Raw genomic sequence first — 13309 nt, forward strand, 5'->3', positions numbered from 1 at the left:
TTCAAATCCGGCCCCCGCAACCAATAACAAGTTCAGTAAAAAGAACCCCAAATTGGGGTTTTTTTATACGAGAAATTTAGAAACTGGGCTTAGGTTCTATGAACCTAACCCTTTTTTTACGCCTGAAATTTAGCGCAGAACAGAAGACTTAGCTTCTTTAATTTTTAATTATAGAAGAAGTAAAGAACAACGAAGTTGCAAATTAGCACCGCATTGAACCGTATTAAATATCTTCTGTTTGTGCTACCTCCGTAGTGGAGAGAAACGAATCATCGATAACAGGAGCAAAAATTGGCTACATTAGAACAAAATTTACACGAAATGTTACAAGGCGCAATAGAAGACATGGGATGCGAACTTTGGGGCGTTGAATGTCAGCGTACAGGTCGTTTCATGACCGTGCGTATTTTTATCGACAAAAAAGGGGGCGTCAGCGTAGATGATTGTGCCGATGTTAGTCGTCAAATCAGTGCGATCTTGGATGTCGAGGATCCGATAGCGGATAAATATAACTTGGAAGTGTCTTCGCCGGGATTAGATCGTCCGTTGTTCAGTTTGGCTCAATACGGGCGTTACCTCGGGCAAGATATTGCGATTCATCTGCGTATTCCCGTGATGGAGCGACGCAAGTGGCAAGGTAAATTGGAACGCCTTGAAAACGATATGCTGATCTTGAACGTTGATGGTCAAGAACAGACGTTTGCTTTTGGTAACATTCAAAAAGCGAATATAGTGGCAAAATTTTAAAAAGGAGAAAAAGAAAAATGAGTAAAGAAATTTTATTGGCGGCGGAAGCGGTATCTAACGAGAAGTTATTACCGCGTGAGAAAATTTTTGAAGCATTAGAGAGTGCGATTGCGCTTTCTACTAAGAAAAAATACGAATACGAAACCGATATTCGTGTTTCAATTAATCCGAAAACCGGTGAATTCGACACTTTCCGCCGTTGGTTAGTGGTGGACGAAGTAAAAGTGCCGACCAAAGAAATAACTTTGGAAGCAGCACAATTTGAAGATCCGGCTATTCAACTCGGTGATTATGTGGAAGATCAAATCGAATCTATCGCTTTCGACCGCATCGCAATGCAAACAGCACGTCAAGTGATCAGCACTAAAATTCGTGAAGCGGAACGTGCTAAAGTCGTCGAACAATTCCTTTCCGAAGAAGGCAAAATTGTTACCGGCACGGTGAAAAAAGTAAACCGCGACAGCATTATTTTAGACTTAGGTAACAAGGCCGAAGCAGTGATTATGCGCGAGGATATGTTGCCGCGTGAAAATTTTCGGCCGGGCGATCGCGTTCGTGGCGTGCTTTATAAGGTTAATCCGGAAAGCAAAACCTTTCAATTATTTGTCACCCGTGCAAAACCTGAAATGTTGATTGAATTGTTCCGCATCGAAGTACCGGAAATTGGTGAGGAAATGATTGAAATCCGCGGTGCTGCACGTGATCCGGGAGCTCGTGCAAAAATCGCGGTAAAATCAAACGACAAGCGTATCGATCCGGTAGGCGCTTGCGTCGGTATGCGTGGCGCACGTGTTCAAGCGATCACCAATGAATTGGGCGGCGAACGTATTGATATCGTGCTTTGGGACGATAATCCGGCGCAATTCGTGATTAATGCAATGGCGCCGGCTGATGTTTCTTCCATCATCGTGGATGAAGATAATCATTCTATGGATATCGCGGTTGAAGCCGACAATTTGGCGCAAGCCATCGGCCGTAACGGTCAAAACGTGCGTTTAGCCACTCAATTGACCGGTTGGACATTAAACGTGATGACCACCGATGATTTAACGGCAAAACATCAAGCTGAAGACAGAAAAGTGATTGATCTTTTTATGGATAGCTTAGAGCTTGACGAAGAGTTCGCTCAAATTCTGGTGGACGAGGGGTTCACTAATTTAGAAGAAATTGCTTACGTGCCAGTGAGCGAATTAACTGCAATTGACGGTTTAGAAGACGAAGATTTGGTTGAAGAACTGCAAACTCGCGCAAAAAATGCAATTACTGCAGCGGCAGTAGCGGAAGAAGAAGTTTTGAAAAAAGCCAATATTGAAGATGCCTTATTAAATCTTGCCGGGATGAATCGTCATATTGCTTTCAAATTGGCGGAAAAACAAATTACTACCCTTGAAGAACTCGCCGAGCAGGGGGTTGATGATTTAACGGATATTGAAGAATTAAGTGCTGAACAAGCGGCCGATTTAATTATGGCGGCGCGTAATATCTGTTGGTTCGGCGAAGAGTAAGGAGAGTTTAGAATGACTGATGAAGTAAAAAAAACGGATACAGAAGCACCAAAGAAATTAAGTATTCAACGCAGAACTAAGACCACGGTAAGTGCAACGACCACAAGTGGTAAAAGCAAAGCGGTGCAAGTGGAAGTACGTAAAAAACGTACGGTTCAGACCGATGCAGCAAAAAAAGAGGAAGAAGCAGCAAAATTAAAAGCGCAACAAGATGCGGATGCTAAAAAAGCGGAGGCAGAAGAAAAAGCCCGCATTCAAGCGGAAAAAGTCAAAAAAGAGAAAAAAGCGACGGCAGAAAAAACTAAAGCGCAAGCCAAATCTGTAAAAGTCGCTAATAGTACGGTCGAATCTAAAGCGAAATCTGTTGATCCGGAAAAAGAAAAACGTAAAGCAGAAGAAGCCGAACTTCGTCGTAAAGCGGAAGAATTAGCTCGCCAAAAAGCCGAGGAACAAGCTCGCCGTGCTGCAGAAGAAGCTAAACGCTATGCGGATTCCGATAACTCCGACGATGATTCTTCTTCCGAAGATTATGCCGATTACAATCTAAGCTCAAGATATGCTCTCGAAGCCGAAGATGAAGAGGAGCGTCGTAATGAAAATCGCGGTAGAGGCAAAAATAGAGTAGCGAAAGCGAAAAAAGGCGGACGCGATGATGACAATAGTAAAAATAACCGAAATGAACGGGAATCCAATCGTAGAAATCCAAAAGACGGTAAATTAGGTAAAGGTAAAAACGGTAAGAAAGGCGCTGCTTTGCAACAAGCCTTCACCAAACCGGTTCAAGCAGTGAAAGCGGATGTAATTATCGGCGAAACGATCACTGTTGCCGAGCTTGCCAATAAAATGGCAATCAAGGCTACTGAAATTATTAAAACGATGATGAAAATGGGCGAAATGGTGACCATTAACCAAGTGCTTGACCAAGAAACCGCACAATTAGTGGCGGAAGAACTAGGGCACAAAGTCATTCTTCGTAACGAAAACGAACTTGAAGAAGCTGTATTGGGTGATCGTGACGTGAACGCGGAAAAAGTGACCCGAGCGCCGGTTGTCACTATTATGGGCCACGTTGACCACGGTAAAACATCGCTGCTTGATTATATTCGTAAAGCTAAAGTGGCGGCGGGCGAAGCGGGTGGGATCACTCAGCACATCGGTGCGTATCACGTTGAAATGGATGACGGCAAAATGATCACCTTCTTAGATACACCGGGACACGCGGCCTTTACTTCTATGCGTGCGCGTGGTGCGAAAGCAACTGATATTGTGGTTCTCGTAGTAGCTGCGGATGACGGCGTGATGCCACAAACCATTGAGGCGATTCAACATGCTAAAGCGGCCGGTGCACCGCTAGTGGTTGCAGTAAATAAAATTGATAAGCCTGAAGCCAATCCTGAACGGGTAGAACAAGAATTGTTACAATACGAAGTCATTTCTGAAAAATTCGGTGGTGAAGTGCAATTTGTACCGGTTTCCGCTAAGAAGGGAACAGGGATTGATGAATTGTTAGATGCGATTTTACTTCAATCGGAAGTTTTGGAATTAACTGCCGTAAAAGATGGTATGGCGAGCGGTGTAGTGATCGAGTCTTATCTTGACAAAGGTCGCGGTCCGGTTGCAACTATTTTGGTTCAATCCGGTACTTTGCACAAAGGAGATATTGTCCTTTGCGGTTTTGAATACGGTCGCGTACGTGCAATGCGTGATGAAAATGGTAAAGAAATCAACGAAGCCGGCCCGTCTATTCCGGTGGAAGTGCTTGGACTTTCTGGTGTGCCGGCGGCAGGGGATGAAGCCACCGTGGTGCGTGATGAGAAAAAAGCACGTGAAGTGGCGTTATACCGTCAAGGCAAATTCCGTGAAGTGAAGTTAGCGCGTCAGCAAAAAGCTAAATTAGAAAATATGTTCAGCAATATGGCGGAAGGCGATGTGGCGGAATTAAACGTTATCGTAAAAGCGGACGTACAAGGTTCCGTAGAAGCCATCGTTCAATCTTTAAACGAACTTTCAACAGATGAAGTGAAAGTGAAAGTGGTGGGCTCCGGCGTGGGCGGTATCACCGAAACCGACGCAACTTTAGCAGCTGCGTCTAATGCGATTGTTATCGGTTTTAACGTACGTGCCGATGCATCAGCACGTCGCCTGATTGAAGCAGAAAACATCGATTTACGTTATTATTCCATCATTTATGAATTGTTAAACGAAATCAAAGCGGCAATGAGCGGTATGCTAGAGCCGGAATTCAAACAAGAAATTATTGGCCTTGCTGAAGTGCGTGATGTGTTCCGTCATCCGAAATTCGGTGCGATCGCCGGTTGTATGGTGACTGAAGGTATCGTAAAACGTAACAATCCAATCCGCGTATTACGCGACAACGTAGTTATTTTTGAGGGTGAATTGGAATCGCTCCGCCGTTTTAAAGACGATGTTGCCGAAGTGCGTAGTAATATGGAATGCGGTATCGGTGTGAAAAACTACAACGACGTGAAAGTCGGTGACCAGATTGAAGTGTTCGAAGTCGTTGAGGTTAAACGTTCGATCTAGTTTTAAACGATGATTAATGATTCGGTCTTTACGGGAGTGAAGACCGATTTTGTATTATTAAGTCAGGATTTCACCATCGGTGAAACCGGATATTAAAATAAAAATAGAGAAATTCAATGGCTCGAGAATTTAAACGTAGCGACCGTGTCGCGCAAGAAATCCAAAAAGAAATTGCGGTAATTTTACAACGCGAAGTCAAAGACCCACGCATTGGCATGGTGACGGTGTCCGATGTAGAAGTGTCCAGTGATTTGGCGTATGCCAAAGTTTTCGTCACATTCTTATTTGATCACGATGAACAGGCGATTACACAAGGCATGAAAGGTTTGGAAAAAGCAGCCCCCTATATTCGCACATTGCTTGGCAAAACGATGCGTTTGCGCATCGTACCGGAGATTCGGTTTATTTATGACGAATCGTTGGTTGAAGGAATGCGTATGTCAAACCTTGTTTCTAACGTCATTCGTGAAGACGAAGCGAAGCATAAAGAGGATTAATCGTGTCTAGACCACGTAAAAAAGGCCGTGACATTGATGGTGTATTTTTGCTGGATAAACCGCAAGGTATGTCGTCTAACGACATTATGCAGAAAGTAAAGCGTCTGTTCCAAGCAAATAAAGCGGGCCATACAGGCGCGTTGGATCCATTAGCGACCGGAATGTTACCGATTTGCTTAGGCGAAGCGACTAAATTTTCGCAGTTCTTATTAGATGCGGATAAACGTTACGTTGTGACGGCTAAATTAGGTGAGCGAACCGATACGTCCGATGCAGAAGGGCAGATTGTAGAAACTCGTGCGGTAAATGTAGGTACCGCTGAAATTTTGAGCGCACTTGAGGCGTTTCGCGGTAGTATTTTGCAAGTGCCGACCATGTTTTCCGCCCTCAAACATAATGGCAGACCATTATATGAATACGCGCGTCAAGGCATTACCGTGGCCCGTGAAGCACGCCCCATTACGATTTTTGAACTAAACTTCATTGAATATGAAGCGCCTTATTTAACGCTTGAAGTACATTGTTCAAAAGGTACTTATATTCGTACCTTAGTCGATAATTTAGGTGAAGCCCTTCAATGCGGTGCTCATGTAACCATGCTACGCAGAATCGCTGTGGCGAATTATCCGACGGAAAAAATGATGACTTGGGATGAGTTGCAAAAGTTAGCAGAACGGCAGGATCTATCATTGTTGGATGCGCATTTATTGCCGACGGATAGTGCAGTCGCCAAACTGCCGGCCTTACATTTGACTGCGGAGCAGAGCAGAGCTATCGGCTTCGGTCAGCGCCTGAAATTTACCAACCGGCAACAATTACAAGGCCAAGTACGCTTGTTTTCTGCTGAGAATTTATTTTTGGGAATTGCACAAATCGGGCAGGATTGTGTGATTAGACCGGTAAGACTAGTAAATTATTTATAAAAAACTTTTATTAATTAGTGCGTTTTTTGAAATTCCTCTAAAGACGAAATGAGATAAAAGGATTTGATCTCATTTTAGAAAGTTTTAGAAAAGCAAGGGAAAAGAATAAGAACTTACAACTTTATATTGTTGGAAAAGGTGAAAAAATTGTAGAAGACGGCATTATAGATGTCGGTTTTTCTAAAGATCCGATTAGTTGGTATAATTCTGTCGATTATGTCATTAATGCGAATAGACAAAGCTATTTTGATCTATCTATTATAGAAGCGCTTTCAACCGGTGTACCGATTATTATGGCAAATAATTTTGGACATAGCTATTTTAATAATAAATCTCCTTTAATTTTTACGTTTAATATAAATAATCAAGATGAATTAACAGAAATTTTAGCGAATAAGCTAAGTAAAAGAGATTATTCTAGGCTAGAAAATAGATTACTTTATGAAAAAGAATTATCGGATATTCGTTATTACGATAGATTTATCGATTTTATTAAATCGATTATAAAATAAACTATCAGATAAAACTTGGGGAAATAACGGATTTCTTTTAGATATTTCTCTTTTCATAATTTATTTGCCTTTCTAATGAAATTCCAGTAGTCTTTCCTGTAATTTATTCATTACAAGTATTGTAAATAAAAAATTACAGGTGAATTATGGAAGCCCTTAAAGATTTACGTGCCAATATTGACGCACTTGACCACGAACTTATCCAACTTTTTGCCAAACGCCTTGAGTTGGTTTCGCAGATTGGCAAAATTAAACATCAACATGGCTTGCCGATTTATGCGCCGCAGCGCGAAATTGATATGCTTAAAGCGCGCCGCGAAGAGGCGGAAAAAGCCGGTATTTCACCCGATTTAATCGAAGACGTGTTGCGCCGTTTTATGCGCGAATCCTACAGCAATGAAAACCAATTTGGTTTTAAAACCGTCAATCCGGATATTCAGAAAATCGTTATCATAGGCGGTAATGGAAAACTCGGCAGCTTATTCGCCCGTTATTTACGCGCTTCCGGTTATCCTGTCACAATATTAGATCGCAATGATTGGGAACACGCAAAAGAGATTTTAGCAGGCGCCAATGCGGTGCTGATTTCGGTGCCCATTAATCAAACTCTTGCCACTATTGAACGATTAAAACCGTATCTCAGTGAAAATATGTTACTGGCAGATTTCACTTCCGTAAAACGCGAACCCCTTGCCAAAATGTTGGCAGTGCATACTGGCGCGGTGGTAGGCTTGCATCCGATGTTCGGGCCGGATATCACTAGCATGGCGAAACAAGTGGTGGTACGTTGCGATGGGCGTTTTGCCGAACGTTACGAATGGCTGCTTGAGCAAATCCAAATTTGGGGCGCGAAAATTTATCAAACAGATGCCGCCGAACACGATCATAATATGACTTACGTGCAAGCGTTGCGCCACTTCGCCACCTTCGCTAATGGCCTGCATCTTTCCAAACAGCCGGTAAATTTAGCAAATTTGCTCGCGCTTTCTTCTCCAATTTATCGTTTAGAATTGGCTATGATTGGCCGCCTATTTGCACAAGATGCCGAACTTTACGCTGACATTATCATGGATAAAGCGGAAAACCTTGATGTGATCGAAAGTTTGAAAGAGACTTATGAAGAGGCTTTAGAATTTTTTGAAAATGGCGATCGGCAAGGCTTTATTGATGCTTTCTGCCAAGTCCGTGAATGGTTCGGCGATTACTCTGAGCAATTCTTAAAAGAAAGCCGCCAGTTATTGCAACAGGCGAATGATTTGAAACAAGTTTAGTTTTTTATATTGCGGCGACGTAAACAGATTTGCCGGCATCGTCAAAAGCTTCATTTCATCGGGCTTATAAAAACAAAAACGCGAAGCCCCTATTTTAGGGGCTTCAATGCGGTGCTATTTTGAATGTTGAACGTTAAACAAGTTACTACCGGCGAAATCTTTTTTACTTCACAATTTCATAACAAGGCTCATAAGCCTTTCCGGTCGGCAATTTCATTCGATGTTGCTGAATAAAATCTTCCAGTAGTTTATCCACTTTTTCCATTAAAGTGCGGTCGCCGTGCAGCTTAAATTTGCCGAAATGGGTGATATCGTCTTGTGTTTGCGGCTTAATGTTGCCCGCCACAATACCAGAAAAAGCCTGGCGTAGGTTGGCGGTTAAATCCATTTTTGATTGGTTAAAATGCAAGGCTAAATTCGCCATATTTTCATGAGTCGGCTCGAAAGGTTGTTGCAAACGCGGATCGATTTTAAGCGACCAATTGAAACAATAGGAATCATTGGTTTGACGGCGTTGCGTTGTCACATTTTCCATCGCTTTTCTCATATGACGGGCGACACTTGTGGCATCATCAATTATGATCGTATACAGTTTTTGCACGTCTTTACCCAATACATCGCCGATAAAGCGATCAATTGTCGCGAAATAATTCGCACTTTCTTGCGGGCCGGTCAAAATCAGTGGTAAATGTTGCGCTTTGTTTTCCGGATTAAGTTTTACCCCCAGTATGTATAATAATTCTTCAAATGTACCCGGGCCGCCGGGGAAAATTAAAATACCGTGTCCCATGCGCACAAAGGCTTCCAAGCGTTTTTCGATATCCGGCATAATAATTAACTCGTTGACAATCGGGTTTGGCGGTTCGGAAGCGATAATCGACGGTTCGGTAATGCCGATAAAACGGCTGTGTTGATAGCGTTGGTTGGCATGTCCGATTGCCGCGCCTTTCATCGGCGCTTCCATCACACCCGTACCGCAACCGGTGATAATGTTCATTTCGCGCAAACCCAATTCCAGTCCAACTTGGCGGCAATATTGATATTCCACTTCACTAATTGAATGGCCGCCCCAACACACAACAAGATTTGGATGTTCGCCCACAATCAAGGCTTTCGCATTACGCAAAATAGAAAATACTTGGTTGGTGATTTGTTTGCTGTCTTGCAACTTTTCATGTTGATGTAGCGCGTTGACGAACAAAATATCGCGCAATACGGCGAATAAATGATATTGAATATTCAGCATCATTTTATCGTCCACAAAAGCGCTTTCCGGCGGATTATGCAGTTCCAAACTCACGCCGCGTTCACGGGCGATCAGATGAATATCGAAATCGGCATATTGCTGTAACAGCGCGCGACTGTCATCGGTTACCGCACCGGAATTCAGCACGGCGAGCGAGCAGTTGCGATAGAGTTGATATAAATCTGATTGTGCGGTTTTAGTTAGCTGTTCCACTTCAAGATGGGAAAGCTGATCCATGCTGCCTTTCGGATTAATAAAATGAATGTTCGACATAACGATCTCTATTGTCTGGCTAAACGTAAATTTTGCGGAATGGTTTCAAAATTTGAGCGGAATGGGTTAATGTCCAAACCGCCGCGACGCGTGTAACGCGCATAAACTGTGAGTTTTTGCGGTTTGGCATAACGCATTAAATCACAGAAAATACGTTCCGCACATTGTTCGTGAAATTCGTTATGTTGGCGGAATGATACGATATAACGTAATAATTTCTCGCGATCAATTTTGTTGCCGACGTAGTGAATTTGCAGCGTTCCCCAATCCGGTTGATGAGTAATCAGGCAGTTAGATTTTAGCAAATGGCTGACTAAATATTCTTCTACGATCTCATCAGACACGCAATCTTCTAGCCACTCAGCGTTAAATTCATAATCGCGAATTTCGATATTTTGCTCGTCGATGCATTCGCCGTGTAGCGATTTAATGATTTGGCCGTTATAAAATGCCAGCGGATTTAACCGCACTTTGACTTCGCCTTGCGCGCAATCACTTAAATCCCGTTGCATGGTATGCGCGACTTGCTCAAAATCGGCGAATTTACTTTGATTGAAGCTATTTAAATAGAGTTTAAAACTTTTTGATTCGATTAAATTTCGGCTTCGATAATCCAAATAAATATCGGCGATGGCCACTTGTGGCAAGCCTTTTTTGTTTAGCCAGGAAATTTCGTAAGCCGTCCAAATATCCGCGCCGGTTGTAAACGGTTGTGCATCGGTAATGCCCAAAGCGTCGCGATTTAACGCACGCGGTACGGGCTGTAATAAGGTGCGATCATAGTTGGCGGCGTATTCGGTTTTTTGTCCGAGTTTAAGGGAGGTTAAACAGTTGTCTTGGTTGTTCATTTTGTTTCCATTGTCGTTTATTTCTATTGTAGGGTGGCGTACGCCATCTTTACTTCATACCGTTTCAATGCGGTGCTATTTTGAAAGGTCATTTTACAAAAAATTCCACGAAAGATTGGATACCAAACGGCAAGCGTCGCATTTGAAGTGAAGCACATCAAAAAGCGCTTGGTCAAGTGTCCAAACAGCACCGCATTGAGGGCAGCAACGGCGCCGTTCTTGCGCCGGCGATTCGCCGCCGACGCGATACAAATAATAGTAAGTCGGCACGCCGCTTTGTTTTTCGATTTCTTGCGCCAAATAGCGACCGTGTTTAGAAAGCCGGCTTTGTATGTCGGAAATTTCAGAAAGTGCTGCTTGTTCCAATACCGCACCGTTCATTTGCAACTGATCGCAAGCTTGCCAATTTTCTTGCCATTTCAGTACGTCTTGGCTTAAGTGCGGTTGGTTTTTTAGCTGTTTATATAACGGTATTGGCGCAAAATTTTCACCGCTATGAATCGGCGAGCAGCTTTGTAAGTGCGTGGTGTATAACACTTGCCAAGCGGGGCGCGCGTTTTCAGCAGTTTGGTCGGCATTAAGATCGTCGCCAAGTAGCAAAAAATTTTCTAAAAAAAGCCCAAATTTTTCTGCCTGCTGCAAGGCAAAATCCACTTCGGCGTTGTTGTTTTGGGGAAAAAGACTGTCTTGTTCCGGACAAACCACGCGCATAGCGAAACCTTGTGCGCCGTTGTCTTCGACTAAATACAGCGAAATTTCGCGCCCGATAATTTGCCCATTGTAACGCCATTGATCGATCAGCGCATTTAGCACGCGGCTTTGCTCGACAATGTGATTTTCAAGGGCGGTAATGCGAAAATAGGGTTCGATTAAATACATAAATTTTTTAATTGTTGTGCAATTTGATTCAGCCCGTTCAAGCGCGTTTCACTCAAACGTTGTGCGATGCCGAGTTCGTTAAAGAACGCGCCGAGGTCAAAGTTGCGCAATTGTTCGACGCTTTTGCCGTTGATTTGGTTTAACAAAATCCATAACAAGCCATTCATAATACGTGCTTCACTGAAAGCTCGGAAGGTGAAAGTGCGATCGGTTTTCGGCAAGATTTGGAACCACATTTGCGCTTCGCAGCCGCTAATAGGCTGCATTTCGGCAAGTTCTTCATCGCGCGGGCGCGGCAAATTCTTACCTGCTTGAATGATGAGTCGATAACGTTCTTCCCAAGTTTTGGCATTTTTTAATTGTTCGATCATTGCAGTAAATCCAAGGCTTTATTTAATGCGCTGAAAAATGCAGAAACCTCCTCCGGCGCATTATAAGGCGCAAAGGAAAGGCGTAATGTGGTGCGTTCGCCAAGGCGTGCCAAATAAGGCTGGGCGCAATGTTCGCCGACCCGCAAGGCGATATGTTGTTCGCTTAATAAAGTGGAAAGATCGGACGAATTAATCTTGTCAAAGACGAAGCACACCACGCTGCTAGGTTGCGGTGAGTTAAATAAACGGCAAGTTGGGTAATGTTTTAAGCGCGCTTTAACTGATTTCGCCAAGCCGATCGCATGTTGTTCAGCGGCGACAAAATCCCATTTGGTTAGCCAATCCAGCACCGCATTGAAGCCAATGACACCGGCAATGTTTGGCGTGCCGGCCTCTAAGCGATAGGGCAAATCGGCAAAGGTGATGTTTTCACTTGATACGCGATCCACCATTTTCCCGCCGAAAAACAGCGGTTGCAGTTGAGTAAGGGCGGTCAATTTTCCGCTTAACACGCCAAGGCCGTTCGGGCCATAAATTTTATGAGCGGAAAACGCGAGGAAATCCGCATCCAAATCCTGTAAATCGATTTTTATGTGGCTGACGGCTTGCGCCGAATCGACTAAAACCAAGGCAGGACTATGTTTCCGAATAATTTTAATTAAATGTTTAATCGACTGCTGCGTGCCGGTGACGTTCGATACGAAATTCAGCGCCACCAATTTGGTTTTCTCATTTAAGGCGGCTTTCAACGCATGCTCATCAATCAACCAATTATCTAAAATCGGCAAAACGCGTATTTTGGCTCCGCACTTTTTCGCCGTTTCGTGCCAAGTGACGAAATTGGCGTGGTGATCCGCTTGGCTAATTAAAATTTCATCACCGGCTTTTAATTGGGCCAATAAGCCATTTGCGACTAAATTGATAGCGTGGGTGGTGCCGGATGTCCAAATTACTGCTTTTTCGCTTTCTGCATTGATGAATTGTTTAACTTGCGTGCGAGCCCGTTCATATTGCGCTGTTTGCGCCGCATCGTATTGGCTACGATGCACGGAACCGGCGGAAGCATAAAATTCTGCCGTGCGTTCAATAAGCGCTGTGGGTTTTAGCGTTGTCGCGGCGTTATCTAAATACAGCACCGCATCGGAACGTTGAAAATAAGGGAAATCTTGCCGGAACGCTTGATAATCAAAAAACATGTTTTTTCTCCTGCTTGCGCCATTCGTGCGGTGGAATCGGATATTTGTCCGCCCATAATCCTAAGCGTTGCGCCTGTGCTTGTTGTTGCGCTTGTAAATAAATCGGGTGATGAAGATATTCATTATATGCCCAAGCCATGCCTTGTTTCACCAACGCTAAATTAATATTTTCGTTGCCGAGATAAACGGTTGCTAAAGTACGTTTGTAGTGATCTTTGCCTATGCTGTCTAAGCGAACTTGACGTTTATATACCATGGCGGAAAGGGCTTGTTTGGCTTTTTGTCCGAAAGCTTGAGTTTTTTCCGGCGCATCGATTTCTGCTAAACGTACTTTGAACGGTTTCTTATTTTTGGTTAAGCAGGTTAGCGTATCGCCGTCGCTCACGCCAATCACAAAACAACTATTGCGCGCGCTGGAACAGGCGGAAAGTGGGCTGAAAAAGACGCATAAAATTAGCAAATAGTGCTTTATCATGTTTAGGAAAAGGCTAATTCGG

The 13309-nt window shown here is 43.6% G+C and carries 13 protein-coding genes and 1 tRNA gene (1 of these 14 running past the window's edge); 8 read left to right on the plus strand and 6 right to left on the minus strand.

Going from position 1 to position 13309, the window contains the following annotated elements; translation table 11 throughout:
- The 8 genes from ACO59Y_RS02405 to tyrA all read left to right on the plus strand — a co-directional run.
- Window positions 1–23 (plus strand) — tRNA-Met (locus tag ACO59Y_RS02405); it begins 53 nt to the left of the window's first position.
- Between the two features lie 268 nt (window positions 24–291).
- On the plus strand, window positions 292–747 hold the full coding sequence (gene rimP / locus ACO59Y_RS02410; protein WP_486130313.1) for a ribosome maturation factor RimP: 456 nt from the start codon (window positions 292–294) through the stop codon (window positions 745–747).
- 17 nt (window positions 748–764) lie between these two features.
- Window positions 765–2252: a transcription termination factor NusA gene (gene nusA, locus ACO59Y_RS02415; RefSeq protein WP_486130315.1), complete on the plus strand. Its 1488-nt coding sequence runs from the start codon at window positions 765–767 to the stop codon at window positions 2250–2252.
- Between the two features lie 12 nt (window positions 2253–2264).
- The gene (gene infB, locus ACO59Y_RS02420) at window positions 2265–4796 is read left to right on the plus strand and encodes a translation initiation factor IF-2 (RefSeq protein WP_486130317.1); all 2532 of its coding nucleotides are present in this window, start codon (window positions 2265–2267) and stop codon (window positions 4794–4796) included.
- Window positions 4797–4912: 116 nt separating this feature from the next.
- Complete coding sequence (rbfA, locus tag ACO59Y_RS02425) at window positions 4913–5293, plus strand: 30S ribosome-binding factor RbfA (RefSeq protein ID WP_486130319.1); 381 nt, start codon at window positions 4913–4915, stop codon at window positions 5291–5293.
- 2 nt (window positions 5294–5295) lie between these two features.
- The gene (gene truB, locus ACO59Y_RS02430) at window positions 5296–6216 is read left to right on the plus strand and encodes a tRNA pseudouridine(55) synthase TruB (protein WP_486130321.1); all 921 of its coding nucleotides are present in this window, start codon (window positions 5296–5298) and stop codon (window positions 6214–6216) included.
- A 53-nt stretch (window positions 6217–6269) separates the two neighbouring features.
- A complete protein-coding gene (locus tag ACO59Y_RS02435; protein WP_486130464.1) occupies window positions 6270–6728 on the plus strand; it encodes a glycosyltransferase in 459 nt (152 codons plus the stop codon).
- Window positions 6729–6874: 146 nt separating this feature from the next.
- A complete protein-coding gene (tyrA, locus tag ACO59Y_RS02440; protein ID WP_486130323.1) occupies window positions 6875–7999 on the plus strand; it encodes a bifunctional chorismate mutase/prephenate dehydrogenase in 1125 nt (374 codons plus the stop codon).
- 163 nt (window positions 8000–8162) lie between these two features.
- On the opposite strand, the gene ppnN is transcribed toward tyrA, so the two are convergent.
- The 6 genes from ppnN to ACO59Y_RS02470 all read right to left on the minus strand — a co-directional run bounded on the left by ppnN (window position 8163) and on the right by ACO59Y_RS02470 (window position 13287).
- The gene (gene ppnN, locus ACO59Y_RS02445) at window positions 8163–9518 is read right to left on the minus strand and encodes a nucleotide 5'-monophosphate nucleosidase PpnN (protein WP_486130325.1); all 1356 of its coding nucleotides are present in this window, start codon (window positions 9516–9518) and stop codon (window positions 8163–8165) included.
- Window positions 9519–9526: 8 nt separating this feature from the next.
- Window positions 9527–10366: an NADPH-dependent 7-cyano-7-deazaguanine reductase QueF gene (gene queF, locus ACO59Y_RS02450; RefSeq protein WP_486130327.1), complete on the minus strand. Its 840-nt coding sequence runs from the start codon at window positions 10364–10366 to the stop codon at window positions 9527–9529.
- A 93-nt stretch (window positions 10367–10459) separates the two neighbouring features.
- Window positions 10460–11245 (minus strand): Zn-ribbon-containing protein, encoded by a 786-nt coding sequence (locus ACO59Y_RS02455; RefSeq protein ID WP_486130329.1) that lies wholly within the window; start codon window positions 11243–11245, stop codon window positions 10460–10462.
- Window positions 11236–11616: a SufE family protein gene (locus tag ACO59Y_RS02460; protein ID WP_486130331.1), complete on the minus strand. Its 381-nt coding sequence runs from the start codon at window positions 11614–11616 to the stop codon at window positions 11236–11238. The genes ACO59Y_RS02455 and ACO59Y_RS02460 overlap by 10 nt, the downstream gene beginning before the upstream one ends.
- Window positions 11613–12812, minus strand: a complete 1200-nt coding sequence (locus ACO59Y_RS02465; protein WP_486130333.1) for a cysteine desulfurase — start codon at window positions 12810–12812, stop codon at window positions 11613–11615. Before ACO59Y_RS02465 ends, ACO59Y_RS02460 begins: the two co-directional genes overlap by 4 nt.
- The gene (locus ACO59Y_RS02470) at window positions 12802–13287 is read right to left on the minus strand and encodes a thermonuclease family protein (protein ID WP_486130335.1); all 486 of its coding nucleotides are present in this window, start codon (window positions 13285–13287) and stop codon (window positions 12802–12804) included. Before ACO59Y_RS02470 ends, ACO59Y_RS02465 begins: the two co-directional genes overlap by 11 nt.
- Window positions 13288–13309: the final 22 nt, after the last annotated feature.

It is taken from the genome of Rodentibacter sp., from assembly GCF_057314195.1.

Coding starts and splice junctions, on each gene's coding strand:
- infB (WP_486130317.1), top strand. CDS start 2,265: ATGACTGATGAAGTAAAAAAAACGGATACAGAAGCACCAAAGAAATTA.
- ppnN (WP_486130325.1), bottom strand. CDS start 9,518: ATGTCGAACATTCATTTTATTAATCCGAAAGGCAGCATGGATCAGCTT.
- ACO59Y_RS02460 (WP_486130331.1), bottom strand. CDS start 11,616: ATGATCGAACAATTAAAAAATGCCAAAACTTGGGAAGAACGTTATCGA.
- ACO59Y_RS02470 (WP_486130335.1), bottom strand. CDS start 13,287: ATGATAAAGCACTATTTGCTAATTTTATGCGTCTTTTTCAGCCCACTT.
- ACO59Y_RS02465 (WP_486130333.1), bottom strand. CDS start 12,812: ATGTTTTTTGATTATCAAGCGTTCCGGCAAGATTTCCCTTATTTTCAA.
- ACO59Y_RS02455 (WP_486130329.1), bottom strand. CDS start 11,245: ATGTATTTAATCGAACCCTATTTTCGCATTACCGCCCTTGAAAATCAC.
- tyrA (WP_486130323.1), top strand. CDS start 6,875: ATGGAAGCCCTTAAAGATTTACGTGCCAATATTGACGCACTTGACCAC.
- queF (WP_486130327.1), bottom strand. CDS start 10,366: ATGAACAACCAAGACAACTGTTTAACCTCCCTTAAACTCGGACAAAAA.
- nusA (WP_486130315.1), top strand. CDS start 765: ATGAGTAAAGAAATTTTATTGGCGGCGGAAGCGGTATCTAACGAGAAG.
- rbfA (WP_486130319.1), top strand. CDS start 4,913: ATGGCTCGAGAATTTAAACGTAGCGACCGTGTCGCGCAAGAAATCCAA.